The organism is Niabella terrae (assembly GCF_054783135.1).
The window spans coordinates 56,916-83,191 of the sequence record NZ_BAAGRD010000001.1 but is presented as its reverse complement, the minus strand read 5'-3'; the positions used below and the strand labels follow the sequence as shown (position 1 = coordinate 83,191).

The window sequence follows — 26,276 nt, the reverse complement described above, 5'->3', positions numbered from 1 at the left end:
AGGTTCCCCTTAAACAGAAACCTTAACCATTCAAATTAAAGAAATCAAACAATATGTCTGCGTTAGAAAACTTCAAAGGCAAGTTCAAAGAGTTTAAGCCCACTTCCTGGGCGATCCGAAGCAGAACTTTTATCTATTTATTAATTCTGGCCGTAACGGGCTGGGGTACCATGCTGTTCATGACCCTGCCTAAAGAGCAGTTTCCGGATATTGTGATACCGACCATTTATGTATCAACAATCTATGTCGGTAACTCTCCCAAGGACATGGAAAATCTGGTAACCCAGCCGATTGAAAAGCAGATTAAGGGGATTACCGGGGCCAAAATAAGCAAGGTTACCAGTACCAGTGTAAACGACTATTCCGCTATCATGGTGGAATTCGGTACCGATGTGAAAGTGGACGTGGCATTGCAGAAAGTCAAGGACGCGATTGATAAGGCATCACAGGATCTGCCGACTGATCTTACTCAGGAGCCTACAGCGCTTGAAGTCAGTTTTTCGGAAATGCCGATTATGTATGTGAATATCAGCGGAGACTATGATCCGCAACGGCTGAAGAGTTTTGCAGATGACCTGCAGGATAAACTGGAGGAACTGCCCCAGATCAACCGGATTGATCTGGTTGGTGCTCCCGAACGCGAATTCCAAATCAATGTCGATAATGACCGGATGCAGGCGGCCGGATTGACATTTAACGATATTGCCGGGGCGATCCAGAATGAGAATATGGACATTTCAGGCGGTCAGCTGGATGTGGGCAATATGCAACGGACCCTGCAATTGAAAGGACAGTTCAAAACTGCTGCTGATATTGAGCAGGTGGTCCTGCGCAACTCAAAAGGAGCACCCATTTATCTCAAGAATATCGCTACGATCAAGGATACCATTAAGGACCGGGACAGTTATGCCCGTCTGGATGGTAAAAATGTTATTACGCTTAACGTGATCAAGCGAAGCGGGGAAAACCTGATAGAAACCAGTGATATGGTGAAACAGGTAACTGAGGAGCTCAAGGAAAATTCTTTTCCCAAAGATCTGGACGTGCGGGTGACTGGTGATTCCAGTATTAGTACCCGGACATCGTTTAACGATCTGGTCAACTCAATCGTTATCGGCTTTATTCTGGTGTTGCTGATTCTGATGTTTTTTATGGGGGTCACTAATGCCTTCTTCGTGGCCTTGAGTGTGCCGCTCAGTATGTTTGTGGCATTTATTTTTCTACCGTTGGGAGCGCCTATTGCAGGAACGGATATTACCCTGAACTTTATAGTCCTCTTTGCCCTGCTATTTGGCCTGGGGATTATCGTGGACGATGCGATTGTGGTAATTGAAAACACCCACCGGATATTTACGGAAGGAAAAGGTCAGATCAACAGCGAAAAAGCAGCAAAAATAGCTGCTGGAGAAGTATGGTATCCTGTACTGGCCGGTACGCTGACCACCCTGGCACCCTTTTTCCCGTTATTGTTCTGGCCGGGTATTATCGGGAAATTTATGATTTACCTGCCACTGATGCTGATCTTCACCCTGACCGCATCACTGATTGTGGCTTTTATCATGAACCCGGTATTTGCCGTTGACTTCATGAACCATGCGGAATCGGATAAGAAGGAACCCAAGTCTGCTATATTCCGAAAGCCTTATTTCTGGATCATGCTGGGAGTAGGACTGTTGCTGGATCTGGTCGGTGCCTCATTCTTTGGCAACCTGCTGATCTTTCTGTTGATACTTATGGTGCTCAACCGCTACTTTTTTGACGGATGGATTCACGCTTTCCAGAATAAGGTATTGCCCTGGATTATGGACCATTACGAAAGCCTGTTGCGTTGGGCCCTGAAAGGCTGGCATCCGGTTGGATTACTGCTGGGTGCAGTGGGCTTATTCATACTATCAGTTGTCGTTTTTGGTGCATTAGGTAAATCACCGGTATTCTTTCCCAGTGGTGATCCGAACCAGATATACGTTTACCTGAAATTACCTACCGGCACCCGCGTGGAGATTACCGATAGTATTACCCGGCAACTGGAGAATAAAGTATTTAGAGTGCTGGATATGGATCCCGAGAAAGGGAAAACCAATCCAATGGTAGAAAGTGTGATTACCAACGTGGCAGTGGGTGCTGCTGATCCCAATAGTGGTGACAGGAGTACCCGGAGTGAGCTGGGACGGATCCAGGTATCCTTTGTCGAGTATGAGAAGCGGGATGGAAAATCCTCCGCTCCGTATCTGGACAGTATTCGAGCAGCCATAAAAGGGATTCCCGGTGCTGAAATTTCGGTCGATAAAGAAGCCAATGGCCCTCCCACAGATCCGCCGGTGAATATTGAAGTTGCCAGTGAGGACTTTGACAATCTGATCGAAACAGCCGTGAATCTGAAAAACTATCTGGACAGCATCCAGACACCTGGTGTGGAAGAGCTGAAAATGGATATCGATTTGAGGAGCCCGGAAATCTCGCTTACGGTGGACCGCCAGCGAGCCATGAGTGAAGGTATCTCTTCGGCGCAGATCGGCCAGACCATCCGTACCGCATTGTTCGGATTGGAAGCTTCCAAGATCAAGGATGGGGAAGATGAGTATAAGATTCAGGTGCGCAATGAGGAAATGCAACGTAAGAATCTCGTCAATCTCCTGAATCAGAAAATCGGCTTTATGGATATGGCCTCCGGGCAGTATCGACAGATTCCTGTAGCATCGCTGGTAAAAGTAGATTATACCAATACCCTCGGAAGTGTACAACGTAAGAACCAGAAACGGGTCATTACCATCCGGTCAAATGTGCTGGAGACCCAGGGTTATACCGCAACATCAGTGAATCAGGAACTCAAACGTCATATTGATAATTTTAAATCCGTGCCTGATGGCGTAACCATCAAGCAAACCGGTGAGGGCGAACAGCAGGCAGAGACCGGGGCCTTCCTTTCCAAGGCGCTCGTGATGGCACTAATCATCATCCTGGCCATCCTGGTTGTACAGTTCAATTCCGTGAGTAAGGCGGTCATCATTCTTACCGAGATCGTGTTTAGTGTGATCGGTGTACTCTTTGGCTTCGCGCTGACCGGCATGACTGTATCCGTCGTAATGACCGGTGTGGGTATTTTGGGACTCGCGGGTATCGTTATCAAGAACGGGATCCTGGTGATCGAGTTTGCAGATGAATTGCGGGCAAGGGGACTCAAGACCCGGGATGCTGTGATTCAGGCCGGCAAGACCCGGATTATTCCGGTGCTGCTGACGGCATTGGCAGCGATTCTGGCGCTGATTCCGCTGGCGGTAGGATTTAATATCAACTTTATCACCTTGTTTTCAGACCTCAATCCACATATCTTCTTTGGGGGTGACAATGCGGCCTTCTGGAAGCCCCTGTCATGGACCATTATCTTCGGCCTGGCATTCGCTTTCTTTATGACCTTGTTTATGGTACCCAGTATGTACCTGATCGCAGAGCGGCTCAAACGTCCGATGCGCAGAACTTTCGGTGGAAGATGGATTTCATTTATGGGGATACCTCCATTTATCTTTATCTTCTTTATACTCATGGTCATTCAGACGATGATTCAAAAACGCCGGGTAAGGCGTCGGGCAAATCGTCTGGCGGATAAAAACACCTATAAGGTAAACGAATCCTTTACCGGTAGCTGGTTCTAATACTTGATCTATCAGAAATAAACTAAAGGGAGGCACAAGCCTCCCTTTAGTCATTTTAGCAGTAGGTCATAGACCCACTTTCATAGAATGGCAGGATGATGATTCAGGTGCGCCTGCTTACAGGGGCGATCCTGAAGCGATGAATGCTTTAGTTAATTTACAATCCATCTCCATTCTGCGTTCGGATTATCCGGGTAAAAGGATAGGATAGGAAAAAGCCACCACTGGGAAGTGATGGCTTCTATCAGCTAATTCAAAATATACCGTTTTTCAGCCGGTCTTTAGAACGTGTATCTGGCAGAGACACCCACATTCGGATAAAAGCCATTATAATAGTCGTAAGCTTCTACAATGTGGAATGTAGGACGGACATCGGCGGAAACCGCCAGGGGAATCTTGGAAAATTTATAATCCGCACCACCGGTAGGGAACAGGCCCAGATTAAAACCCTGCCTGTCATCATAAGTAGAAAAGGAATGGGACGCCACAATACCGCCGCCCACGAACCATTTTAAACCAGGTACCGGTTTGATATCAAAATGGTGTTGGTAGGATCCGGATGCAGATAGGTTGACCCATTTGTCATTTCTGTTGTTGTAAGGACGAACACCCAGGTCAATTTCAATAGCGCTGGCCGGACTCATAAAGGTCTTATAGGCTGCTGCAACCACATCATAATAACCACTTCCCAGACGCAGGCCGATGGACTGCTTATAAGAAGTCTGGCCTATAACCGCCGAAGACATCCCTATCAGGGCTACCACAAAAAAGAGTTTAATTTTCATAAAATATAGATTTAATTACAAAATGTCTGCAAAGCTAATTCAATCCTGTTAAAAGAAAAATACCGGATTTTAGTTGTTGTTTAATAATGATACTGATCAAATAAAAAAGGTTCGCACATAGCGCGAACCTTTAAGCTTGTATGGACCGATAACGGGATTAATAATCTTTGTCGTATCCGCCGCCGCCGTAACCGCCACCACCGTAGCCGCCACTTTTTCTGTAGCCGCCACCGCCGCCGCCGTTGCCGAAGCTTCTTTTTTTGTAACCGCCGCCGCTGCCTTCTTTGGGCTTGCTTTCGTTTACAACGATATTGCGACTGTCTACTTCAGTACCGTTTAAGGCATCGATAGCAGCTTGTGCTTCTGCATCATTGGCCATTTCAACAAAGCCAAATCCTTTGCTGCGGCTGGTAAATTTGTCAACAATAATTTTTGCGGAAGCCACTTCGCCGTAGGGAGCGAATAAATTCTGTAAATCCTGATCTTTCAGGTTCCAACTCAGGTTACCTACATAAATGTTCATTTCTTGTTTTTTTATAAATGAGAGATAAAAGTGAAAAAACAGGATGTAAAGCCAATGAACATGTTACATATTCAGGAACCTTATAAACTGAATAAACACCGAAATTTACTCAAAGATAAGCGAAAAACTATCACTTTTACAGCCTGTCTGCATAAAAAACGCCCCGCTGATGCGGGGCGTGAATGGTTTTAGTTGTAGTAGTTAGGGTATTTATTCCGCAACTACTTCAAAATCAAGCTCTGTGGTATGACCATTGCCAAAATCAATAGTGGCTTTATGGGTGCCTAATTCTTTCACTTCTTCCACAATATTGATCCTTTTGCGGTCGATTTCATACCCTTTTTGCTCACGAATGGCCCTGCTGATTTGCAGGTTGGTTACACTACCGAAAATTTTACCACTGGTACCGGTTTTAGCCCCGATTTTCAAAGGAGCGGCTTTCAGTTTGCTGATTACATCGTTGATGGTTGCCAGCAGTGCAGCTTCTTTTTTACGGACCTGTTTTAACCTTTCTTCCAGTTGTTTTTTATTTCCTGCGTTGTGTTCCACCGCTAATTTACGTGGCAGTAAAAAGTTCCGGGCATAGCCGTTTTTTACTTTTACCACTTCGTTGGCGGCACCCAGGTTGTCCACATCCTGAATTAAAATTACTTCCATTATTTTGTTTTTTTCCCCAATGAATCAAAGGCTTCATTGTCCCTGCTTCGGCGGGTTAGGGGAGGCCTTTATTTTAAAAGATCAGTAACATAGGGCAGGAGTGCCATCTGACGGGCCTTTTTAACCGCATCAGAAACCCTGCGCTGAAATTTCAGACTGTTACCGGTAAGGCGACGAGGCAATAATTTGCCCTGCTCATTCAGGAATTTCTTGAGAAATTCTACGTCTTTATAATCAACGTAGCGGATGCCATATTTTTTAAAACGACAGAACTTCTTAACGCGTTTGTCCGTCTTAATGGCTGTCAGGTATTTGATTTCATTTTTTGCCATAATACTAAGCCTCCACTGCTTTTTCGGTTCCGGTTTTTACGCCACTTGCCTTTTTAGCATTGTACTCAACGGCGTATTTGTCGAGTTTAGTGCAGAGATGACGAAGTACTGATTCGTCGCGAAGAAGCTGGATTTTAAGCTTCTCATTGAAGTCGGATGGCGCAGTATATTCCATAACCCAGTATAAACCAGTGGTTTTTTTCTGGATCGGATACGCCAGTGATTTCAGTCCCCAGGGGTTGTCGTGTACGATCGTTCCGCCCGCTTCAGTTACCATGTTGGCAAACTTTTTCTGCGCTGCGGTAAAATCGTCGTCACTCAATACCGGGGTAAAAATCACCATCAATTCATAATTGTTCATTACCCTTTTAAATTTAATTAGAAAATAACCTCAACCTTCCGGCTAAGGGGCTGCAAAGATAAGATTTTTACCGGAAAAAGCCCATAAATCGGGGCCCTGAGCGCCAACGTGGTAGTCTTCCGCTTATATTGCTGATTATCAGTAACTAATGCCCTTGCGATCCATAATTTCATCGGGACGTTCCCTAACGGCAAATCCAAAGCTTTCATAGAGCCCATGGGCATCCCGGGTTGCCAGCGAACTGCGCCGCAAACCAAGCCCATCGGCCAGTTGACAAAAAAGATCCACCATTTTTTTAGCCAGCCCGCTGCCACGATGGGCTTCCAGGATAAAAATATCTGCCAGGTAGCCGTAGGTGGCCCGATCGGTAATCATCCGGCCAAACCCTATTAACTGCTCCTTTTGGTAGATGCCCAGGCAGATGGAATGCTGCAGACTTTTGATTACTGTAGCCAAAGGAATACCTCCGGCCCAGTAACTCTGCTCGCTAAGATATTGGTGAATGACTTCCGGTTGCAATTTTGCAGGGTCGAAAGAAAAAAGGTAGCCATTATAATTGAAATCTGGAAAAGGGACGGCTTGGTTCATAAAATTCTCTAAAAGTTGAAAGGATCAATGGATACTACCAGTTATTGGCCTGTTGTTGATTTTGTCGCTCAGATACATCTTCCGGCTGTTCTGTACGCCAGTTCGGATTGTATTTTACAAACCAGGACAACCAGAGACTTCTGGAGAAACGCATCAGCCAGGGTTGCAAAGTCAGCAGCAATAGCCCATTACAAACCAGCCAAATTACCACCCGCATGTCCTCCGTGGAAAAACCGATGGTCAGCCACCACAACAGGGCGCTGACCAAACAGATGATGACGGCCAGTAAATAGCTGACATAGCCGGTACCGTAGTAAAAACCTACTTCTATCTCGGTAGGTTGACCGCATACCGGACAATGCTTGTGCATCTTAATTGCGGTAAGTCTTTGCAGTCCATTTGTTTTTTCAAACAAACGTCCCTCGCGGCAACGGGGACAATAGCCCGACAAAATTGCTGCCAGATAACCTCTGTTGGTATGTGCGGCTTCACTCATGACGATCTTTTTACGATGGCTTCATACAATAGTTCCATTTGGGAGCTCCGGCTGCCTTTTATCAAAATAAGACTGTCCTGGAAATCCTGCATGGTGACCCATTGCGCCGCCTCCATGGCTGTTTCAAAATACCTGAAATTGTTTTTAAATGGTTCAAATTGCCGGCCTACCAATATAACATTTTCCCAGTCATTCTGTTGAATCAGTGCGACCAGTTGTTCATGCTCTTTTTCCGTTTCAGCACCCATTTCCGCCATAGCACCCAGCATCAGCATTTTTCGTGATGCAGGTAACTGAACAAGATTTTCGATGGCCAGCCGCATGCTGCTTGGATTGGCATTATAGGCGTCGAGAATGATGCTGTTGGTGCCCTCCTGCACCAGTTGGGAGCGGCTATTCGAAGGATGATAGTTCCCAATGGCGGTTATAATGTTCCCGGCGCTGACACCCAGTTCCCTTCCGACTGCGGCGGCAGCCAGTATATTAGGAAGATTGTAGTCCCCGACCAACCGGGTAGACAGCGGCATTTTCAGGCCATCAAAGGCCAACTCGACGTTGAGCAGCGTGTCACTTTCGCGGATCTGCCCTGTAACCATCGCATCCGAACTGCCATAGCTGATAATTCTGGCGATGCCCTGGCTCATTTCAATCAGGTAATCATAATCTTTCATGATAAATGCCGTACCATCGGATCGGGTGCGCAGGTAATCAAAGAGCTCGCCTTTACCCTTACGTACGCCTTCCAAACTACCAAATCCTTCCAGATGGGCTTTGCCACAATTGGTAATCAGTCCATGTGTCGGTTCGGCGATAAGACAATAACCGGCAATTTCCCGCAAGTGGTTGGCACCCATTTCGATGACGGCTACCTGAGCGTCCGGCCTGATTGAAAGCAGGGTCAGTGGCACCCCGATATGATTATTCAGGTTGCCCCGGGTTGTATAGGTACGAAAGGTCGTACTCAGCAATGCATGGATTAGTTCCTTGGTGGTCGTCTTACCATTGCTACCGGTGACCGCAATGAAAGGAATCCGGAATTGCCGGCGGTGATGCCTGGCAAGCTGTTGTAATGTCTGCAAAGTATCCTCCACCAGAATGGTTTTTTCAGGTATCGCATAGGCGGCATCATCGATAATAGCATAGGCCGCACCAGCATCCAGGGCCTGTCGGGCAAAAAGGTTGCCGTTGAAATTCGGGCCTTTGAGCGCAAAAAACAAATCGCCTGGCTGTAGCTTGCGGGTATCCGTCTGCACGGAAGGATGTTGCTGATACACCCGGTAAATATCCTTGATCTCCATGGAGCAAATTTAAGTCTGATTAAAGAACTATTTTCGCAAAAAGCAGTTATGTCATTAAGAATAGGTTCAGGAATCGATTTTCACCAGTTTGCAGCGGGTCGCGAGTTGTGGATTGGGGGCGTTTTAATACCACATCATCAGGGGGCTATCGGACACAGTGATGCCGATGTGTTGTTACATGCCATCTGTGATGCCCTGCTGGGTGCCCTGGCCCTGGGAGATATCGGTGTTCATTTTCCCAATACGGATGACCGGTATAAGGATATAGACAGTAAGATACTGCTTCAGGAATGCATGACCCTGATTACCGGTAAAGGATACCGGGTCGTCAATATTGACGCCACGCTTTGTCTGCAGGAACCTAAAATCAAACCTTATGTAGCCGCCATGCAGGAAGTGATTGCCGGGATTACCGGGTTGACCATCGAAGATGTTTCCATCAAAGCCACGACCACTGAACTCATGGGTTTCGTAGGCAGACAGGAAGGATTGATGGCTACCGCTACGACTTTATTGGAGAAGTCCAACCCATTGATTTAAATTCGGTAATGATCCGGCAATTCATTGTCGGGTCATGATTGAATTTTTGAAGTTGTATCTATTAAAAATTACGTAAGCGACAGCTGCCTGCAGATCCCCGAATAATTAATACAACCCTTTATCTTTGCCCGATGCAGCAATTACAGGTAAAAATCGTCAATCAGTCACCCCATCCCTTACCCGCCTATGCAACAGCAGGTGCCTCCGGAATGGATATCAAAGCTTTTCTCGAAGAAGATCTGATCCTGGAGCCCATGGCCCGGACCCTGATCCCTACCGGATTATTTATTGAGCTGCCTCAGGGCTATGAAGCCCAGATACGTCCCCGCAGCGGTCTGGCCATCAAGCAGGGACTCACCTGTCTGAATACACCCGGTACAATTGATGCCGACTACCGGGGAGAAATCAAGGTCATCCTGATCAATCTTTCAGGTGAAACACAAATTATCAAAAACGGTGAAAGGATCGCCCAAATGGTCATCCAGCAGGTAGAAATCATCAGCTGGCAGCCGGTGAATGCCCTGACGGACACTGAACGTAGCAGTGGCGGCTTTGGGCATACCGGCAAGTAGGCAATGCCTTCATTTAATTAATAACTATGACAATCAGAAATACACTATTACCCCTGTTGATCCTATGTCTGCTGGCTGCTTGTAATCCCGCACGCAAAGCCGGCAGAAGCAAAGCGCAGACTACCGACACGACGGTAAACGAAGGCAAAAATCAGGATACAGCAAGTTCCGGGGCATCGGCGGGAAATGACGAGACATCGACAACGATACTCAATAAGTTGCATCATATTGACTATGAAACATTTTCCGGCCGGATCGCCGTCGATTATGCCGATGATAAAGGCAAGGGCAATAGCTTCAATGTAAAACTACAAATGAAAAAAGGGGAGTTGGTCTGGCTTTCCGCAACCGGCCCCTTTGGTATCGAAGGTGCCCGGGTATTGATAACACCAGACTCGGTAAAAATTGTCAACAGGCTACAGCGTGAATACATTGCCACGGGGACAGATTACCTTAAACAGAAAATGGGTTTACCTGTCGATTTTAATACCTTGCAGGAGCTGCTGATTGGCAATCCGGTATTTGTCAATACCACCAATGCTACAATCACAAAGAATGAGGGCGGATATCAGATTAGCAGCCAGACGGAGCAGTTCCGTAACCTGTTACAGGTACTCTTGCCGGGTTATCTACCCGCGAGCAGTCAGCTGGAGGATCTGGACAGCAGTCAGCAACGTGCTGCCCACCTGACATATGGTAACTATATCGACGTCGAAGGGCAGCTATTTTCTGTCAAACGTCAGATTGATGTTAACTATAAGTCCGGGCTGCATATTAAAATGGATTTTGAGTCTCATAGTTTTAGCAGCCCGCTCAATACGCCATTTTCCGTACCTTCCGGTTATAAAAGAAAACAATAATGGCTGGACAAACCGGAGGAGCTTCGTTTCAAATCCGGTACCAGATGTAAACGGTTAGTCCCTGCGCCCGTGCATCTGTTCTCCGGGCCTTCAAAAAAAGCAAAGTGTTGAGAACGGCTATTTATTTACCTGGTGTACGTTTTTTCCGGCAGATCCAGGGTGGCATATATCTGATGGTTTTGCTGTTAATTGCCGGCCTTCCCAGCCAGGCACAGAAGGCGACTGATAAAACTGCCCTGGAACAGGAGCGCAGTAAGTTGCAGGCGGAGCTCCGCCAGATTCAACAGGCTTATGACGCCGTAGCCGGACAAAGTAAGAATAATCTCCATCAGCTCGCTGCGCTCAGTAAGAAAATAGAAGTGCAGGAGCAGTATATTAATAATATCGGCCGCGAAGTTCGTCTGCTTAATGACGATATTTATTATAGTGCTATTGAAATTAAAAAGCTAAAAGAGAATCTGGATACCCTGAAAGCCCAGTATGCGCGAACAATTGTATATGCCTATAAGAACCGGAGTAACTATAATTACCTGAATTTTATTTTTTCTGCCAATAATTTCAATGACGCCATACGACGTATTGCTTATCTGAAAAGTTACAGCAATTACCGGCAACAACAGATAGGTGATATCGTCAAAACCCGGGACCTGATTTCAAGACGTTACGATTATCAAAAGGCGACGATTCAAAATAAGAAACTGGCAATTGAATCCAGGTCAGATCAGGTGGGTGTGTTGGCAGCTCAGAAATCGGAGAAGGATTCGGTACTGCGCACCCTGCAATCTCAGGTAGGCAGTTTGCAGCAACAGATCGCAAGGAAAAAAGAACAGGACCGCGAATTGAAAAGCAGTATAGCTGCCATTATCCGTAAAGAAATTGCTGAAGCCCGCCGGACGGCCCAGGAACAGGCCAGACAGCAGGCGGCAGCCGCCGCTCAACAGCGTGTGGCTGTTGATGCAGAAGCCCGATTGAGAAACCTGGAAAAAGCGGCCTCCAACAGTCCTGTTGCCCAGGCACCGCCGTCTGGTCAAAATAATACCGCGCCTGCATTGCCCCGGGAGCTTCCTAAGTCAGAACGGATTACCAGCGGTGCCGCTTCCAATATCCGGGAACTGCCTTCACAGGAGGTTGCCATAAATGTAAACACCGGTCCGGTCCGGGTAGCGACCCCGGTGGCTCCGAAAGCAAAGCCGGCCGAATCACCGCCGTCGCCTCCGCCCGGTGGTTATCTGAATGTCAAGTCGGATGATATAGCGCTGAACGCGGATTTCTCCCAAAACAGAGGTAAACTGCCTGCCCCGGTAGCAGGTGTCATTACCCTGGGATTCGGACGATACAAAATAGAAGGGATGGGACCCGATATTGTGGGTGATAATCCCGGTGTAACCTATACCACCCAGGTGGGTGCAGCTGTAAAGGCAGTTTTTGATGGGGAAGTGGTGAGTATCTCTAGGGTAGGTGGTATGTCCTTTGTGGTAATGCGCCATGGAAAATATTTTACGGCTTACAGCAACCTGGCCACAGTCAGTGTAAGCAAAGGAGCTATTATTGCCCGCGGCACACCGATCGGAACTGCCGGTATCGATCTGGAATCCGGTCAGGGGAAACTGGATTTTCTGCTGATGATCGAGGAGCGCAATGTGGATCCAGCTGCCTGGTTACGCTAGTTGACCGCATTCTGACGGATTAATCCGACGCCTTCCTACTACTCCCGGTCAGGTTTTCCTCGACCGCCTGAATGACGCTTTCAAAATAATTGACTTTCTGCAGGTGACTGGCGTGTCCCAGACCGCCGGGACTGAAAACATTTATTTCCATCAGTTTGTCCCCAACAATGTCCAGACCTACCAGAAACATACCGTCTTTGACCAGTTTGGGCCCCACGGCTTCAGCAATCTCGAGGGTCTTTCTTGTGATCCGGGGCACCGAAACGCTGGCACCCTGGTGAATATTGCTTCGGATATCATGTGCGGCCTGTGAGCGTCGGATGGCAGCAATTTTACCCTTGATTTTGATGGGGCGCCCGTTAAGCAGAAACAGCCGGATATCACCTCCACTGGCCTTGGGCAGGTATTCCTGGGCGATAATGTATCCGTCACGACCTATAGCATCTATAATCTGGTTCAGATTTTTATCGTCTTCATTGACCATAAATACATTTTTACCGCCCGAGCCTTGCAGGGGTTTAAGGATGACCTTTTTCTGGTGGTTGTTATAAAAATTTTTAATTTCCAACGCACTCCGGGTAATAATTGTGGATGGTCTGACGGACTCCGGGAAATACTGAAAATACATTTTATTGGAAGCCGAAGCGAGGCTGTCCGGGTTATTAAGTACCAGTAAACCGTTGGATTTGGCCAGTTGTCCGAAAACAATTCCGGCATATTGCGCCCAGGGTCGGTCTTCCAGATCGGCCGAGGGATCATTTCGTAACATCAGTACATCAAGCTGATCAGCTTCCAGTAGTTTATTAGGCCCTGCGAATGTGGCCTCCAGAAAAATTTTCGGGCTTCTGTACTTTTTATCCGGGACCTTTTTAGCGTGCGCACCCATTTGGTCCGCCTGCGTATAACTGAAATCTTCCACTGCAATATAATGCACTTCATGACCCATTTGGTGGGCTTGTAAGGCCAGACGGGTGGTGGTATAAGCGGGGGCTTCGGTGGCATATTGATTGATGACAAATCCGATTTTCATATAATTTTTTATTTCATGTTTCTGAGGAAAGTTGACCGGAGTTTCCGTCATACTTCCTGAATCAGTTTAAAGATATTGCCGTCCTCTTTAATCTCTTGAAGCTGGGATTGAAAATCGCCGGTAAGATATCGGGGCAATACCGGTGTGGTAACCAGTATCTTTCGGTGGATGAGCTCCTGGACCACCGGTAAATAGTCTTCACGAATTTTTCCAATCAGGAGTTCTTTCAGGTCACGGCCTTTTTTGATGTATTCAATAATATTTATAAAACCTTTCAGGTAGACAGCATCCTTGGTCAGCCCTCCACCCCGGTAAACCCGCATACAGATATTGAAGGCGCTTCTGCCCGCGAAGCCAAATTTTTCCGTGAGCAATTGAAACGTCGCTGTGAACTTTTTTCCGCTGATCATTTCGTGAACCGCGAGGACCCGGGCGGCAAGGGTGCGCATTCGGGCAGGTGTAAGCCCGCCGGTGAGGTATTCTGCAAGTACCGCCAGACCTTCCTGCAGTTCCTCATAACCAGGGACGCCGATCGAGAATAGTTCCAGGGGCTGGGCCCGCCCATTATAATAGGTGACGATATGGGTGCCTACCTCATGTTGTAAAAGTGAAGGAGCCCGTTGTTCTGAAACGCCAAAGTCGGAATTGATATTCAGTACCCCTCGTGAAACTGAAATTCCCTCCACGTCATCGGCAATTCTGATGGTGGTGGATATATCCGGGTACTGTAGTTGCAACCATTCCAGCTCCTTGCGCGCCAGCAGCGCGAATTCCGCTGCGTGCAGTCGCTTGGGCGGGGTCCTGGCGTCGGTAACGGGTGGAATAGCGATTAACAGGGCTTGCGCCATTTCCAGCAGGGACTCAGTAACCGGACCAAATAATTGCAGGCTGCTGAGCAAAAAATCTGGCTTCTCTCTTTCAAGCATCATATTGAGCATCCGGTCAATTTCTTTTCTTTTGTCGCGATACAGGAAAGCGATCGTAGGATCCGCCACTTCTTCGACCGGTAAATTGTAGAGCTTTCGTTTCACCAGCTCAGGATCCACGGGCATCGGCCTGTAATGAAAGACAGGTTCCCTGTTAAATTTTGTCTCCCTGAATTCCTGCCAGGCCTCCGGCACATTAATCGGGGTTACCAGCATCAGGAAATCAAACAATTTACTGTAACCGGCCAGTTCGTGATCGATTTCCCTGGCTTTATCATCAATAACGGTCCTGCCCAGCATTTGAAAATGAGAAGCGTTGAAGCTGGTATGCAGCCGAATATATTCAAAAAAGCTTTTCTTCAGGGCCCTGCTGAAATGGGCCCGGAGTTCCCTTAACAATAAGGGATAAGTCCTGCCTGTTTGCTGGTTCAGGTATACTGGAGCTATTTCCAGCCCGATAATGATCGTGCTGTATTGGTTCAAACTGGTGGCGGGAAGCAAAGGTTCGCAATTAGGGGGCGCTACGGGCTTTTCCGTTTTTTGAATTTTGGAGGTTTTATCGCGTCCCTGAACCGGAAAAGAATTGAGTTCTCCTGCCAGCTTTCGGGCAGTTTCAATCGCAGTTTTCTGATGTATATGTATCTGGAAAGGATTATTGTTCGCTTCCGCCGTTTTCCATAATTCAAAAATCAGAAAGCCATTGAACTTAGCCGAGAGAATTTTTGAAATACAATCCAGCATCTGATGCAACAGTTCATTGTCTTTGGCGATGAGGTAGGCGGCTTCTGTTTTGCCCATTCGGCTGGGAAAATTGTCCCGCCCCTGTTCCCGGAGGCGGTATACAACCAGAAACGGTAATTGCGATTCCATTTTCAGCAAACCGCCATCCGGCAGGTCCATTTGAAAAGACGCCGTCGATTCCAGGTGTATTGCCAGACGATCTAATATGTCCTGATTGGAAACCGTCATGTTACTGTCCGGTATTGATTATTAAGAAAGACGACCCCCGAACTCAATAGCTTCTTAATCCGGTTGAACTGATCGATGTCCAGAATGCCGGTCCATTCATCCATAAATGTTTTTTTGAACTCAATGGAGAGTACGGCGCCCTGGTCCCCATAGTTTTCCAGGATCCATTGGGCAAAAGCACCCCCCTTGAAGATGATATTTTGTCCGATATTTATTGGTCGTAGCCAGTCAGCGGCGCCGGTCAGGAATGCCGTATAATCATCGCATAGTGATTGCCAGCGGGAATGATTATAGGCGGTGCCTATGTTTATTTCGGGATGGCTATCAGGCGCCGCCGGAGTAAAGGGGCCTTCCCGGCGATGATTATAACTATGTACATCCAATATGATAAAGAATCCCCACTGCCGGATACTGTCGGTTATTAATTGTTTCAGTCGCTCGTAGAATTGATCATAGGCCTCATATAACGCGCGCAGGTGTTCCTCTGGTAATGGTTTCCATACCCGCAGTCCCCAGGCATCATCGGGATGGAGGTATACAGATTTTTCTCGCGTCCGGTTCAGGTCCAACTGAAAGCGGGACTGCCTGACGCGGACCGTGGTTACCGGTAATCCGAAGATCATATCTCCCGTATAGGGATCTTCTTCATGAGCGCGCTCCGCTTCTGAAAGCAACATATAGGTACGTAACCGGGGCGCAATGGCATGACCTGCATGGAGGGCAAAAGCCATGACTGGGGTCCCGAGATCATTCACCATATAATGGGAGAGATCACTCATAAAGATCTAGAAAACAAAAAGCAAGCCACGAACGAAGCAAATCACAGAAAAATTATTGTTTGCTGCCTTAGCCTAGTTTAAGATATTTTTATGAAACCATTGGCAGGCCGGCTGCAGCCCACATTCCCGGCATTTGGGATTACGGGCCAGGCAGGTATAGCGGCCGTGAAGGATCAGCCAGTGATGGGCTTTATGGATCAGTTCCGTGGGAATATTTTTAACCAGTTCTTTTTCTACTGCCAGGGGGGTGGTGGCCCTGGTAGCCACCAGTCCGATTCTTTTGCTGACCCGGAATACATGGGTGTCCACTGCCATATTGGGTTGCCCTTCAATTACCGAAGTAATGACATTGGCCGTCTTGCGGCCCACTCCCGGCAAAGTGATCAGTTCAGCTACCGTCATAGGTATCCGGCCGTTAAAATCTTCGATTACTTTTCGGGCCATGCCCACCAGGTGTTTACTTTTATTGTTGGGATAGGATATACTCCGGATGAGCGGAAATACTTCTTCCGGAGTAGCTTTGCTGAGATGCCCGAGGTCGGGATATTTTTCAAATATATAGGGCGTCGTCATATTGACCCGTTTATCGGTACATTGGGCAGACAGGATGACGGCCACCAGCAGCTGATAAGGGTTATCATATACCAGCTCGGTTTCCGCTTCGGGCATATGCTCCGAAAAATAGTCAATTACAAAACGGTATCGTTCTTTTTTAGTCATGTAAGCTAACGGCATCCGGTGACGCCTCTCCGGGGCCCGGATAAAATGGCAGAACCGGATCGACCGGAACTTATGCGTATCAATTCTATGTTTCGCGATTTCATAATAATGATGCAAGCCTCAGGGCCTGGCCGAAGCCTTAAAAAGCCAACTGTCTGCCTGGGCTTTAACCTTGACCTTACTGCCGGCAAAAGCCACTGCCGTAATGCGCCCGGGTCCCATTTCCAGTCGGTTCTTTTTGGTCTGTAATGTCACGGTTCCTTCCATTAACAGGAAGATATCCGCAGTTGTTATTTCCAGTTCCAGGCTGTCACCTTTCTTTAGCCGGTATGAGGTCAGGCTGAAATCCTTTACCGGCGATTTATATTGTTGGGTGCTGCTGCGTTTAACCGCCCGGATGACTTTGGGAGTAATCGCCTCGCAACGGGTATGCTTCAGGAGTTCGGCTGTATCAATGTGTTTGGAAGTTAATCCGCCACGCAGTACATTATCACTGCTGGCCATGATCTCCACGTTATAGCCTTCCAGATAAGCATGAGGTATGCCGGCATCCTGGAAAATGGCTTCTCTCGACTTCAGCTGAACCAGGTTGAAAAAGAACACCGAAAAAATGCCCCGGTCAATGATTCCGGGCCGGTTGAAGGTGAGTGCTGCCCGGGCGGCCCAGAACCGCTCATCATTTTTCTCTAACTGTTCTTTTTCGTATAGCGGGATAATACGGTTTAACAGCGGTTGTAATACCTCGTTTACTTGTTCCTGTGACATCTCCATTGCCAGTTTATAGAGTCCGGCATAGCCTTTTTTCTTAAAGACCGGCTTAAACAGGCGAAGTTCTTCGACTGTATCAAGGAGTTGCAGCAGCTCAGCTTCCGGTTTAAAACCATGAAGCAAATAGAAATTACTCATGGCAACCATCAGCTCGGGTTTATGGTTGGCATCCTTATAATTTCTGTGGGGGGCAGTCAGGGGTATCCCTTTTTTGTTTTCGGCTTCAAAATCCAGTGCTGCCTGAGCTTTGGAAGGGTGCACCTGGATCGACAACATATCTTTTACGTCCAGTACTTTCAGCAGATAGGGCATATTGCCGAAAGTTTTAAAGATCCCGTTACCCAGACATTTTTCAGGATTTTCGGCAATATAATCCCGCAGCAGCGGTGTGGCGCCATCGGTAAGTTTCAAAGTACAGCCTGCCTGGGCATGCACGCCCATCCAGTATTCGGCATAGGGTTCCAGGTTGGCGTTTTCTATCTGCAGCAAATCCGGCAGGTAATGCGTGCCGCCCCAGTCATAGTGTTTGACTCCTCCGCTTAAAGTAGCTATATCTTGCATTTTGAATAAGTATGAAAAAGAACGTAAAGATAAAGAATCAGTCTATAACCTAAGGGTTGGCACCTGGCTATGGTATGTCAATGTCAACTGCATATGATCCGCAGGCGATAAAGCGTTCTTCTGGAAGCGGGGTCATTACTGGGATTTCGGGGGATCAGCTGAACAGTTTTGGATCTTACTTTTGTCGCTCAGCGGCGTTGCACTTCTAATGGGCCGGTCTCATAGTTTATGTCAGGGCAATAGAATCCTATAGAAGCGGGATATTTGCCATCTAAAAGAAAAAAAATAAACGATGCGGTATTAATATTTCAGGAGCTGCAGCATCCTTAGTGTAGGATCATAAATGGAATTTTTTCTGTAAGTTCGCTGCAATATTTTTTAACAAAGATCCGGTGGATATTCGATTGTTTGTGAAAAGCCCATTGAAAGAGGCCGTACCATCAGCAAGCTGCTTATTCACCCACTCAAACACTAAAACAGACAAATATGAAATTAGTCAGTATCGCCTTTGTACTCGCCACAGCCATTCTGGTTGCCTGTAACGGTTCGGGTGATAAGAATGTCACAGCAGGCAGTTTCTGCAGTGATACCAGTTGTATGACGGAACCGTTGCGTTTTGACAGTGATGCGCCAGGGAAGCCTTATGTATTGGTGAGCTTTAAAGATTGCGAGATTGATTCCATTCATTGGGAAAAAGGGGGCATGGGTGTCATAAAGGACATTATATTTAAAGACTTTGTTGAAAATCAGGTTAAGCCGTCAGCCAAGAATTTCAGCTGTGATATCATAGATGGTAAATATGCCTGGATGAAGTTTAATGATTGTGCAACCGGGCGGGGTTACTTGCTGCGTTTGCCTTTTGATCAGGGGGGCACGACCAGCCGCTATACCAGCGCTATCAATAATTTTGATCCCAAGTTTAATCTCGAAGACGGTTTGGTAGCTTATTATGACAACACTTTTATTTATGTGCAGGATATGCAGACCGACAAAGTGGCTAAGCAGTTACTTACAGACACAGGCGTAACAGATATTGATTATAATAATATACATTCGCTGATAGATTCGGTGAATATTACCAAATCAAATATTTACGCGAAACTGAAGGTGGGCGGCAAAGAGCTGGTTCACAATAATCCCCTGGAGTTCAAATAGTACATGTGGTTTTCTGAAAAAAAAGGATTTAAGGCTTATCTGCAACTTGAAAAATCACTTGCAGCGCACTCTACAACAGCCTATCTGAGTGATCTGGATAAACTCACAGAATTTCTGGAACTGAAGCAACTAAACAAAGGTCCTGCATCTGTCACGTTGCAGGACCTTCAGCATTTTATACAATGGATCGCAGAGATGGGCCTGACGGCCACCTCCCAGGCCCGGATAATTTCAGGAATCCGGGCTTTTTATAAGTATTGCCTGCTGGAAGATATAGTTACTGAGGACCCAACGCAGTTGCTGGAAGCCCCGAAAACCCGAAGGACGCTTCCGGATGTTCTGAGTTTTGCGGAAATTGAAAAGATTATTGGTGCCATCGATTTGAGTAAGCCGGAGGGGCAACGTAATAAGGCCTTGCTGGAGACCCTTTATAGTTGCGGGCTTCGGGTAAGCGAAATAATCAATCTCCGTATTTCACAGCTTTATCTGGACGTCGGTTATATTCGGGTTCGGGGTAAGGGGGATAAAGAGCGACTCGTGCCAATCGGGGGTACAGCAGCCAGGCACATTGATATTTATAAGAACCAGGTGCGAACGCATATTGAAGTAAAATCAGGCTATGAGGACATGCTGTTTCTAAATCGGCGGGGTCAGGCGTTGAGCCGGGTCATGGTTTTTATAATCATTAAAACACTTACCAAAAAAGCGGGGATTTCAAAAATTGTATCACCGCATACCTTTCGTCATTCCTTCGCGACCCATTTGATTGAAGGGGGTGCCAACCTCCGGGCCGTACAGGAAATGCTGGGTCATGAAAGCATCACCACCACGGAAATTTATACCCACCTGGACAAGGAGTTTCTGCGCCGGACCCTGGAGCAGTTCCACCCGGGTTTTAAAAGTCCGCCTAGACCAGATTGAAAGCCTGGGCAAATCGGATCAGGTCATAGTCCGTCCGGGAACCTGTCTTTTTTTTGATATTCCTTCGATGGGTCCGGATGGTCAGTTCCGAACTGAATAAGGAAGCAGCAATCTGACCGACGGTCAATCCGCTGCCGATGGCACGCAGCACTTCCCTCTCTTTTTTTGTCAGGTTTAGAAATTGATGTTGACGCGTACGCAGCATATGGTTCTCCTGCATCAACCGTTCCGTTTTCTCAGTTAAATGATCATGCAGGTGCAGTTTTGTGGCAAACGTCAGTGATAACAGGGGCTGCTGGCTTTCATCATAAAAAAAAGGCATTGCAGCGCTGAAATACCATTCAAAGCTTCGCTGGTCGCCGGTTTTCACCTGCTGAAAAAATGAAAACCAGCGCTCCCGGTTTTCGGGATTCTTCAGATGATCCATAAATCGCGGCAGGTAAAAATCCACATCTTCCGGATTAAAATATCGGTTAAAATACTCTGGTCCAAGCTTGTAAAGCTGTTGCAGACTGGTGCCAAGCGCTTCCAGGCCTCTTTGCGACATATAGACGACAGTGTAAGTCCTGAGGTCCATAACGATGAAAACCAGTGGTAAAAAATCATCAAGCCGGTGCAGCTGATCGATTTTTTCATTGATGGCATCCTTTAGGGCACTGGGGCAGTTATAATTTGATGGGAGATATGCGTTCATAATTTCACTTCAACCTTAAAAATAGTCAAAACTGGGTATTTTTTAGGGGTAGGTTCCCCTGTAATTTTGAAAGCAATAAGGTTCACCATACACCCAATCTGTAATTATGAGAAATCTACTAACTATCTGCTTTTGGCTGTTGGGCAGCACAGTCGTTTTAAGCCAGCAATTGGTGCAACTGGAGGAGCTGCGTATCGATGGTCGCCGGCATTATCATGGTGGGGAAGGTCGTATGCGTAACCATCAAAAGCAGGGAGCCTGGGTCCATTATATCTATCCTCAATCCGAAGAACTTGACAAGTTGTATGCCGGTAAATCCAATATTATTGCGGAATTGAAAAAGACAGGCAAACTGATTAAATTAGCTGAAGGCAGTTATAAGGATGATAAGGAAACGGGGATCTGGCAATACTACCACCCTAACGGGGAAATTAGGTCCAAGGGAAAGATAGCTAAGGGTCTGATGGAGGGGGATTGGCAGACTTTTTATGATAATGGCAAGATCGCCAAAACTGCTACCTATGTAAACGGTCTGGAACAAGGGATTACGGAGATGTTTCATTCGAACGGGACCTTGGGAATGCGGGTTAATTTTGAAAAGGGGCTGGAAGAAGGTTCGATGCAAAAGTTTTATGAGGATGGTTCAATGTGGACTTCGGGCAGCTACAAGGCTGGCAAACGTGTAGGCACCTGGAAGGGCTACCATGAAAACGGTCAATTGGAGGAAATTATCATTTATGTGGATGGCAAAGCCCATGGAGAATCGATAATGTATCACGATAACGGCAAGCCCAAATTAAGCGGGACTTACAAGGACGGCCGCCCTGTAGGCGTCTGGAAAGAGTTTAATCCTGGTGGCATTTTAACCGCCAGTGGTACTTTTGACGTTGAACGGAAAAAGGATGGCGCCTGGGAGGTTTATTATCCGGATGGAAAACTATGGAAGAAGCAGGAATATGACCATGGTATGCATGTGTCATATAAAGAGACCGTTTATGACCGCAAGGGCCGCAAGTACGATCCCGAATAGGTCGAATTCTGAGTCTTCTTACCAGCCGGAATAAAATCATACAAAGTCGAGAATCATGGCGTGTAGATGGAGATAATCCGCGGGACCCCGGCTTTCTCAAATAAACCATACTGCCTACCGAAAATCAAAATTCAAGCATACCGATGCAAATCAAGACTATTTCCGATGAAATCCAATCACTTCGACTTGTATACAGGAATTACGCGAACCTGCAGGGGCTTTTAGAATTGTTTTCTGAAGAATATAAGGCACTCCGGATCGAATTTGAGGCTCCGGAATTTATGCTTTTTTATGAATTGTTCCGGCAGCGGGAATTGACGGCTGTCGGGAACGCTACCGACCTGCCGGAACCCGCCTATTTCTGGTTCAAGGGAAGGAATTGCAGATTTAACATCTGTCTGGAAGTTGGCGAAAGCTATTATGTCTGGAGCTGTTATAGTGCACCCGAGCATCGGGCCTGTCTTCAACGATATTTTATGGGCCGATTGGTCAAATGATTCTATTTTTCTCTTAGAATAAGTAACGGGTTGCAAAAGGCGGTATCATTTACCCGATCCTGTTAACTTTGTGGTACTTTTCCACATTGTATTGTTATTCAACGAAGAAAAGGGTAAATCGGTTAATATGGACACAAGAGAAACACTTGATAAAGGAGCCTCATTTTTACTAATGCTCAGAAATTGCCGGGATCAACAACTGCCGGCTGCAATTCTCTATGATGATCAAGGTATTACACGCGCCAGTGGTAAGATTATTGAAATTCAGGAAACAACCAACCCGCCGGTGATCCGCCTGGAAAGTGGTCTTGAGATTTCCGTCGGTTCCCTGATTGCTGTCAATGGAATTTTCCTGGATAACTACACAGAGTGCTGATGCCTGGTCGCTGTCGTCCGGTTTCTGACATTGGTTAACCCTGGTATTGTCTGCCCCCGTTGGAGACGTGAACGATAAATTCCGGGTAGCAGCCGTCTTCACGGATTTGCCTATTTTTGAAGATTAAAACTATTATATACATCAGCTTGAATTTTTATGAAGAAACTTTTATATACAGCAGCTTTTACTGCTGTTGTGATCTGCAGCCAGGCACAGGTGAAATTGCCAGCACCTAGTCCCGCCCAATCGGTTAAACAGGAATTTGGACTTTCCTCCATCGAATTATCTTATAGCCGGCCAGGTGTGAAAGGCCGCACGGTATTCGGTGATCTGGTACCCTATGGTAAAGTATGGCGTACCGGAGCCAATGGTGCGACGACCCTTAGTTTTGGAGACGACGTAATTATCGGAGGCAGTAAGGTTCCTGCTGGTAAATACGGGCTGCTAAGCATACCAGGCCCGCAAGATTGGACTTTGATTCTTACCCGTCAGACCGATGTAACCAATCCGGCCGCGTATAAACAATCGGAAGATGTTGTCCGGATAAAAGCGCCGGTGGAAAAGCTGAGCAGCCCGCAGGAAAATTTCAATATCGGATTTGACAATGTGCAACCCGAATCCTGTGAACTGGTGCTGCGTTGGGATCGGTCATTGGTACGATTGCCCATAAAAACCGATATTGATGCTAAAGTGATGCAATCCATCGAAAAGTCAATGCAGTCTGATAAGCCGGCTTATTTTGCGGCTGCCATGTATTATCTGGAAAAGGGCAAGAATCTTGATCAGGCCATCGGATGGTTTGAGAAAGCTGCGGCGGCGCAACCGGATGCCTATTGGGTGAAATATCAACAAGCCAGGGCACTGGCTAAGGCGGGTAAGAAAACGGCAGCGCTTCAGGCGGCCCTGGCATCCAAAGCGCTGGCAGAAAAAGCGCCAAACGCCGATTATGTAAAATTGAATGAGACCCTGATTCAGGGACTTCGATGAAAAATAAAGCAAATACAACAATGAAAAAACACTTTTTACAATTTTTGGTATTACAGTTCCTGCTGGTGGTTGCTGGTCAGGCACAGAAGTCCTATACCATTAAATTTAATCCGAAAGCAGGTAGCAGCTATTATGTTGTTACTAATTCTGATACCAGGGTAGTTCAGAATGTGATGGGCCAGGATATGGAAATCAATATGATCAATGACGGCAGTGTTAGTTATGATATTGAAAATGCCGGAGAAAACAAATTGATCAAAATGACTTATGACAAGTTGAAGATGGATATGGACATGATGGGTCAAAAAATGGTTATGGACAGTGAAGACGCAGATACCTCAAATGCGGCCAGTAAGATGTTCCGTCAGCTGAAAGGAGCGCAACTCAGTATAACTATACAGCCAGATGGGAAAGTTGTCGCTGTGGAGGGTGCTGATGATATTATCAACAGGATGAATGTGGACGCACAACAGAAAACAACCCTGGAAGGGGTATTGGGTGAAGATGCGTTACGACATATGATGGAAATGTCATTTGGCTTTTATCCAGGAAAACCTGTGAAAGTGGGTGAGACCTGGACATCGGAATCGACGCTGGATAAGCCTTTTCCCATGACTTCGACCAATACGCATACCCTGACCAGAGTGGAGGGCGATCGGGCCTTTGTACATACAGTCAGTCAACTTAAAACCCCCGAAGGGGCGACAATGACACAAATGGGGATTGAACTGGGACTTGATTTAGGCGGTGAAGTAGCCTCCGATACTGAGATTGAACTGGGTAGTGGCATGCCACTTAATATGAATGCGGAGCAGCATTTAAAAGGAAATTTCGAAGCTCAGGGGCAGAAAATACCGATGGCCATGAACAGCAAGACAACAATGGCGATTGAGAAAAAATAGAAAAAATTTGGTGGCAGGACGCTGCCTTTATCATGAATGCCGGGGATAACGAAGTCTCCGGCATTTTCCTTAAGGGACAGGCCTCTTGCTTATGGACTTTGTAACCGATACAACTGTTCCTGCAAGGGCCTATTTTTTCAGCACAAAGTCTTCCAGGAACTTGGTATTAAAATCACCTTTAATAAACCGCTCGTCTTTCATCAGCTGCAGGTGAAAAGGAATGGTCGTTTTCACGCCTTCTATGACGTATTCACTTAGTGCACGGTACATCGTGTCAATAGCTTCCTCCCGGGTACGGGCGATGGTGATCAGTTTGCCTATCATTGAATCGTAATAAGGAGATATCGTATAACCGGCATACACATGGCTGTCGACGCGAACGCCATGGCCGCCTGGTACATGCAGGTTGGTAATTTTACCCGGAGAGGGTCGGAAGTCGTTGAAAGGATCTTCCGCATTAATCCGGCATTCGATGCTATGCATGCTGGGGATATAATCCTGTCCGGATATCGGCTCGCCGGCCGCAATCTTTATCTGTTCTTTGATCAGATCAAAATTAATGACCTCTTCTGTAACACAATGCTCTACCTGAATCCGGGTATTCATTTCCATAAAGTAAAAGTTCCGGTGTTTGTCTACCAGAAATTCTATGGTGCCGACGCTTTCATAACCAATGGCCGCTGCAGCTTTTTTAGCCGCTTCCCCCATAGCCAGACGCAGTTCATCCGTCATAAAAGGAGACGGGGATTCCTCCACCAGTTTCTGATGCCGGCGTTGAATGGAGCAATCCCTTTCGCTCATATGGCATACATTGCCCATCTGATCACCCGCAATCTGAATTTCAATATGTCGGGGTTCTTCGACAAATTTTTCCATATAAATGCCGTCGTTCTTAAATGACGCAGCTGCTTCCATTTTGGCGGTGTCGTAGGCTTTCTCCAGTTCCGCTTCCTGCCAGACGATTCGCATTCCCTTACCTCCACCGCCGGCAGTAGCTTTCAGGATTACCGGGTAGCCAATTTCTTTGGCGAGCCCTTTGGCCTGGTCCACAGAAGCCAGCAAGCCTTCTCCGCCCGGAACGACCGGCACCCCAGCTTTGATCATGGTTTCTTTGGCGGTTACTTTGTCACCCATCTTATTGATCATATCTGCGGTGGGGCCGATAAATTTGATATTGCTATTGTCGCAAATCTCAGCGAACTTGGCGTTTTCTGCCAGAAATCCGTAACCGGGATGCACCGCATCCGCATTGGTGATTTCGATGGCAGCCATAATATTGGGTATATTCAGATAGGAATCCGCGCTGGCCGGCCTTCCGATACAAACAGCTTCATCTGCAAACTTTACGTGGAGGCTCTCACTATCAGCTGTCGAATACACAGCGACGGTTTTAATACCCATTTCTCGGCAGGTTCTTATAACCCGAAGGGCGATTTCTCCTCTGTTGGCAATTAATATTTTCTTGAACATGGGGTTGTAGTGGGGTATTAATGCTGATACAATGACCGGCAGGTACCTGAAAATTATCTTAAATGCTTTATGAATGGATGCTGCTGGTGGCGGCGCTGCCCGAATAGCCGGCAGACAGGCCAGTTCGTAATGAAATAGAAGACAATTGCAGCATCCCGCTAA

General features: G+C 46.8%; 27 protein-coding genes. 12 read left to right on the top strand and 15 right to left on the bottom strand.

What is annotated here, in order from left to right:
• Positions 1–53 precede the first annotated feature (53 nt).
• On the top strand, positions 54–3,650 hold the full coding sequence (locus ACYVI9_RS00385; RefSeq protein ID WP_460759123.1) for an efflux RND transporter permease subunit: 3,597 nt from the start codon (positions 54–56) through the stop codon (positions 3,648–3,650).
• Between the two features lie 281 nt (positions 3,651–3,931).
• On the opposite strand, the gene ACYVI9_RS00380 is transcribed toward ACYVI9_RS00385, so the two are convergent.
• From ACYVI9_RS00380 to ACYVI9_RS00345, 8 genes are all read right to left on the bottom strand, one after another.
• On the bottom strand, positions 3,932–4,435 hold the full coding sequence (locus tag ACYVI9_RS00380) for a hypothetical protein (protein ID WP_460759121.1): 504 nt from the start codon (positions 4,433–4,435) through the stop codon (positions 3,932–3,934).
• 157 nt (positions 4,436–4,592) lie between these two features.
• Positions 4,593–4,958 carry an RNA recognition motif domain-containing protein gene (locus ACYVI9_RS00375; RefSeq protein ID WP_460759118.1) on the bottom strand — a complete coding sequence of 122 codons (366 nt, stop codon included), beginning with the start codon at positions 4,956–4,958 and terminating at the stop codon, positions 4,593–4,595.
• A 210-nt stretch (positions 4,959–5,168) separates the two neighbouring features.
• Positions 5,169–5,615, bottom strand: coding sequence for a 50S ribosomal protein L9 (rplI, locus tag ACYVI9_RS00370; protein ID WP_460759116.1), 447 nt, complete (start codon positions 5,613–5,615; stop codon positions 5,169–5,171).
• A gap of 68 nt (positions 5,616–5,683) precedes the next feature.
• Positions 5,684–5,947 (bottom strand): 30S ribosomal protein S18, encoded by a 264-nt coding sequence (rpsR, locus tag ACYVI9_RS00365; protein WP_018629905.1) that lies wholly within the window; start codon positions 5,945–5,947, stop codon positions 5,684–5,686.
• Between the two features lie 4 nt (positions 5,948–5,951).
• Positions 5,952–6,308, bottom strand: coding sequence for a 30S ribosomal protein S6 (gene rpsF / locus ACYVI9_RS00360; protein WP_460759113.1), 357 nt, complete (start codon positions 6,306–6,308; stop codon positions 5,952–5,954).
• Positions 6,309–6,446: 138 nt separating this feature from the next.
• The gene (locus ACYVI9_RS00355; RefSeq protein ID WP_460759110.1) at positions 6,447–6,896 is read right to left on the bottom strand and encodes a GNAT family N-acetyltransferase; all 450 of its coding nucleotides are present in this window, start codon (positions 6,894–6,896) and stop codon (positions 6,447–6,449) included.
• 34 nt (positions 6,897–6,930) lie between these two features.
• On the bottom strand, positions 6,931–7,392 hold the full coding sequence (locus ACYVI9_RS00350) for a DUF983 domain-containing protein (protein ID WP_460759107.1): 462 nt from the start codon (positions 7,390–7,392) through the stop codon (positions 6,931–6,933).
• Positions 7,389–8,690, bottom strand: coding sequence for a UDP-N-acetylmuramoyl-tripeptide--D-alanyl-D-alanine ligase (locus ACYVI9_RS00345; protein ID WP_460759104.1), 1,302 nt, complete (start codon positions 8,688–8,690; stop codon positions 7,389–7,391). The genes ACYVI9_RS00350 and ACYVI9_RS00345 overlap by 4 nt, the downstream gene beginning before the upstream one ends.
• A gap of 48 nt (positions 8,691–8,738) precedes the next feature.
• Between ACYVI9_RS00345 and ispF the strand changes: the two genes are divergently transcribed.
• From ispF to ACYVI9_RS00325, 4 genes are all read left to right on the top strand, one after another.
• A complete protein-coding gene (ispF, locus tag ACYVI9_RS00340; RefSeq protein WP_460759102.1) occupies positions 8,739–9,230 on the top strand; it encodes a 2-C-methyl-D-erythritol 2,4-cyclodiphosphate synthase in 492 nt (163 codons plus the stop codon).
• A 131-nt stretch (positions 9,231–9,361) separates the two neighbouring features.
• On the top strand, positions 9,362–9,802 hold the full coding sequence (gene dut, locus ACYVI9_RS00335; protein WP_460759099.1) for a dUTP diphosphatase: 441 nt from the start codon (positions 9,362–9,364) through the stop codon (positions 9,800–9,802).
• 26 nt (positions 9,803–9,828) lie between these two features.
• Positions 9,829–10,662: a DUF4292 domain-containing protein gene (locus ACYVI9_RS00330; RefSeq protein ID WP_460759097.1), complete on the top strand. Its 834-nt coding sequence runs from the start codon at positions 9,829–9,831 to the stop codon at positions 10,660–10,662.
• Positions 10,663–10,769: 107 nt separating this feature from the next.
• Positions 10,770–12,329, top strand: a complete 1,560-nt coding sequence (locus tag ACYVI9_RS00325) for a murein hydrolase activator EnvC family protein (RefSeq protein WP_460759094.1) — start codon at positions 10,770–10,772, stop codon at positions 12,327–12,329.
• A gap of 19 nt (positions 12,330–12,348) precedes the next feature.
• On the opposite strand, the gene ACYVI9_RS00320 is transcribed toward ACYVI9_RS00325, so the two are convergent.
• From ACYVI9_RS00320 to manA, 5 genes are all read right to left on the bottom strand, one after another.
• Positions 12,349–13,359 carry a glutathione synthetase gene (locus ACYVI9_RS00320; protein ID WP_460759091.1) on the bottom strand — a complete coding sequence of 337 codons (1,011 nt, stop codon included), beginning with the start codon at positions 13,357–13,359 and terminating at the stop codon, positions 12,349–12,351.
• 47 nt (positions 13,360–13,406) lie between these two features.
• Positions 13,407–15,254, bottom strand: a complete 1,848-nt coding sequence (locus ACYVI9_RS00315; protein ID WP_460759089.1) for a flavohemoglobin expression-modulating QEGLA motif protein — start codon at positions 15,252–15,254, stop codon at positions 13,407–13,409.
• Positions 15,251–16,033, bottom strand: coding sequence for an N-formylglutamate amidohydrolase (locus ACYVI9_RS00310; RefSeq protein WP_460759086.1), 783 nt, complete (start codon positions 16,031–16,033; stop codon positions 15,251–15,253). The genes ACYVI9_RS00315 and ACYVI9_RS00310 overlap by 4 nt, the downstream gene beginning before the upstream one ends.
• A 72-nt stretch (positions 16,034–16,105) precedes the next feature.
• Positions 16,106–16,753, bottom strand: a complete 648-nt coding sequence (nth, locus tag ACYVI9_RS00305) for an endonuclease III (protein ID WP_460759084.1) — start codon at positions 16,751–16,753, stop codon at positions 16,106–16,108.
• Positions 16,754–16,873: 120 nt separating this feature from the next.
• Positions 16,874–18,082, bottom strand: a complete 1,209-nt coding sequence (gene manA, locus ACYVI9_RS00300) for a mannose-6-phosphate isomerase, class I (RefSeq protein ID WP_460759081.1) — start codon at positions 18,080–18,082, stop codon at positions 16,874–16,876.
• 486 nt (positions 18,083–18,568) lie between these two features.
• On the opposite strand from manA, the gene ACYVI9_RS00295 reads away from it, so the two are divergent.
• Both ACYVI9_RS00295 and xerD read left to right on the top strand, forming a co-directional pair.
• Positions 18,569–19,237: a hypothetical protein gene (locus ACYVI9_RS00295; RefSeq protein WP_460759078.1), complete on the top strand. Its 669-nt coding sequence runs from the start codon at positions 18,569–18,571 to the stop codon at positions 19,235–19,237.
• Positions 19,238–19,240: 3 nt separating this feature from the next.
• Complete coding sequence (xerD, locus tag ACYVI9_RS00290; RefSeq protein WP_460759075.1) at positions 19,241–20,158, top strand: site-specific tyrosine recombinase XerD; 918 nt, start codon at positions 19,241–19,243, stop codon at positions 20,156–20,158.
• Here xerD and ACYVI9_RS00285 read toward each other — a convergent pair.
• Complete coding sequence (locus ACYVI9_RS00285) at positions 20,145–20,852, bottom strand: response regulator transcription factor (RefSeq protein ID WP_460759072.1); 708 nt, start codon at positions 20,850–20,852, stop codon at positions 20,145–20,147. The genes xerD and ACYVI9_RS00285 overlap by 14 nt on opposite strands.
• 106 nt (positions 20,853–20,958) lie before the next feature.
• On the opposite strand from ACYVI9_RS00285, the gene ACYVI9_RS00280 reads away from it, so the two are divergent.
• From ACYVI9_RS00280 to ACYVI9_RS00260, 5 genes are all read left to right on the top strand, one after another.
• Positions 20,959–21,882, top strand: coding sequence for a toxin-antitoxin system YwqK family antitoxin (locus tag ACYVI9_RS00280; RefSeq protein WP_460759070.1), 924 nt, complete (start codon positions 20,959–20,961; stop codon positions 21,880–21,882).
• Positions 21,883–22,025: 143 nt separating this feature from the next.
• The gene (locus tag ACYVI9_RS00275) at positions 22,026–22,379 is read left to right on the top strand and encodes a hypothetical protein (RefSeq protein WP_460759066.1); all 354 of its coding nucleotides are present in this window, start codon (positions 22,026–22,028) and stop codon (positions 22,377–22,379) included.
• Positions 22,380–22,506: 127 nt separating this feature from the next.
• Complete coding sequence (locus ACYVI9_RS00270; RefSeq protein ID WP_460759063.1) at positions 22,507–22,755, top strand: hypothetical protein; 249 nt, start codon at positions 22,507–22,509, stop codon at positions 22,753–22,755.
• A 156-nt stretch (positions 22,756–22,911) separates the two neighbouring features.
• The gene (locus ACYVI9_RS00265) at positions 22,912–23,742 is read left to right on the top strand and encodes a DUF2911 domain-containing protein (protein ID WP_460759060.1); all 831 of its coding nucleotides are present in this window, start codon (positions 22,912–22,914) and stop codon (positions 23,740–23,742) included.
• A 20-nt stretch (positions 23,743–23,762) separates the two neighbouring features.
• The gene (locus tag ACYVI9_RS00260) at positions 23,763–24,644 is read left to right on the top strand and encodes a DUF6263 family protein (RefSeq protein ID WP_460759057.1); all 882 of its coding nucleotides are present in this window, start codon (positions 23,763–23,765) and stop codon (positions 24,642–24,644) included.
• Between the two features lie 129 nt (positions 24,645–24,773).
• On the opposite strand, the gene accC is transcribed toward ACYVI9_RS00260, so the two are convergent.
• Positions 24,774–26,114 carry an acetyl-CoA carboxylase biotin carboxylase subunit gene (accC, locus tag ACYVI9_RS00255; RefSeq protein WP_460759055.1) on the bottom strand — a complete coding sequence of 447 codons (1,341 nt, stop codon included), beginning with the start codon at positions 26,112–26,114 and terminating at the stop codon, positions 24,774–24,776.
• Positions 26,115–26,276 lie beyond the last annotated feature (162 nt).

Excerpts from the sequence above, each read along its gene's own strand:
- manA (WP_460759081.1), bottom strand. The coding sequence starts at position 18,082 with ATGCAAGATATAGCTACTTTAAGCGGAGGAGTCAAACACTATGACTGG.
- rpsR (WP_018629905.1), bottom strand. The coding sequence starts at position 5,947 with ATGGCAAAAAATGAAATCAAATACCTGACAGCCATTAAGACGGACAAA.
- rpsF (WP_460759113.1), bottom strand. The coding sequence starts at position 6,308 with ATGAACAATTATGAATTGATGGTGATTTTTACCCCGGTATTGAGTGAC.
- ACYVI9_RS00280 (WP_460759070.1), top strand. The coding sequence starts at position 20,959 with ATGAGAAATCTACTAACTATCTGCTTTTGGCTGTTGGGCAGCACAGTC.
- ACYVI9_RS00385 (WP_460759123.1), top strand. The coding sequence starts at position 54 with ATGTCTGCGTTAGAAAACTTCAAAGGCAAGTTCAAAGAGTTTAAGCCC.
- ACYVI9_RS00375 (WP_460759118.1), bottom strand. The coding sequence starts at position 4,958 with ATGAACATTTATGTAGGTAACCTGAGTTGGAACCTGAAAGATCAGGAT.
- ACYVI9_RS00345 (WP_460759104.1), bottom strand. The coding sequence starts at position 8,690 with ATGGAGATCAAGGATATTTACCGGGTGTATCAGCAACATCCTTCCGTG.
- xerD (WP_460759075.1), top strand. The coding sequence starts at position 19,241 with ATGTGGTTTTCTGAAAAAAAAGGATTTAAGGCTTATCTGCAACTTGAA.
- ACYVI9_RS00330 (WP_460759097.1), top strand. The coding sequence starts at position 9,829 with ATGACAATCAGAAATACACTATTACCCCTGTTGATCCTATGTCTGCTG.
- ACYVI9_RS00295 (WP_460759078.1), top strand. The coding sequence starts at position 18,569 with ATGAAATTAGTCAGTATCGCCTTTGTACTCGCCACAGCCATTCTGGTT.
- ACYVI9_RS00320 (WP_460759091.1), bottom strand. The coding sequence starts at position 13,359 with ATGAAAATCGGATTTGTCATCAATCAATATGCCACCGAAGCCCCCGCT.
- rplI (WP_460759116.1), bottom strand. The coding sequence starts at position 5,615 with ATGGAAGTAATTTTAATTCAGGATGTGGACAACCTGGGTGCCGCCAAC.
- ACYVI9_RS00285 (WP_460759072.1), bottom strand. The coding sequence starts at position 20,852 with ATGAACGCATATCTCCCATCAAATTATAACTGCCCCAGTGCCCTAAAG.
- ACYVI9_RS00260 (WP_460759057.1), top strand. The coding sequence starts at position 23,763 with ATGAAAAAACACTTTTTACAATTTTTGGTATTACAGTTCCTGCTGGTG.
- ACYVI9_RS00310 (WP_460759086.1), bottom strand. The coding sequence starts at position 16,033 with ATGAGTGATCTCTCCCATTATATGGTGAATGATCTCGGGACCCCAGTC.
- ACYVI9_RS00275 (WP_460759066.1), top strand. The coding sequence starts at position 22,026 with ATGCAAATCAAGACTATTTCCGATGAAATCCAATCACTTCGACTTGTA.
- ACYVI9_RS00355 (WP_460759110.1), bottom strand. The coding sequence starts at position 6,896 with ATGAACCAAGCCGTCCCTTTTCCAGATTTCAATTATAATGGCTACCTT.
- ACYVI9_RS00350 (WP_460759107.1), bottom strand. The coding sequence starts at position 7,392 with ATGAGTGAAGCCGCACATACCAACAGAGGTTATCTGGCAGCAATTTTG.
- ACYVI9_RS00270 (WP_460759063.1), top strand. The coding sequence starts at position 22,507 with ATGGACACAAGAGAAACACTTGATAAAGGAGCCTCATTTTTACTAATG.
- accC (WP_460759055.1), bottom strand. The coding sequence starts at position 26,114 with ATGTTCAAGAAAATATTAATTGCCAACAGAGGAGAAATCGCCCTTCGG.
- nth (WP_460759084.1), bottom strand. The coding sequence starts at position 16,753 with ATGACTAAAAAAGAACGATACCGTTTTGTAATTGACTATTTTTCGGAG.
- ACYVI9_RS00265 (WP_460759060.1), top strand. The coding sequence starts at position 22,912 with ATGAAGAAACTTTTATATACAGCAGCTTTTACTGCTGTTGTGATCTGC.
- ACYVI9_RS00315 (WP_460759089.1), bottom strand. The coding sequence starts at position 15,254 with ATGACGGTTTCCAATCAGGACATATTAGATCGTCTGGCAATACACCTG.
- dut (WP_460759099.1), top strand. The coding sequence starts at position 9,362 with ATGCAGCAATTACAGGTAAAAATCGTCAATCAGTCACCCCATCCCTTA.
- ACYVI9_RS00380 (WP_460759121.1), bottom strand. The coding sequence starts at position 4,435 with ATGAAAATTAAACTCTTTTTTGTGGTAGCCCTGATAGGGATGTCTTCG.
- ispF (WP_460759102.1), top strand. The coding sequence starts at position 8,739 with ATGTCATTAAGAATAGGTTCAGGAATCGATTTTCACCAGTTTGCAGCG.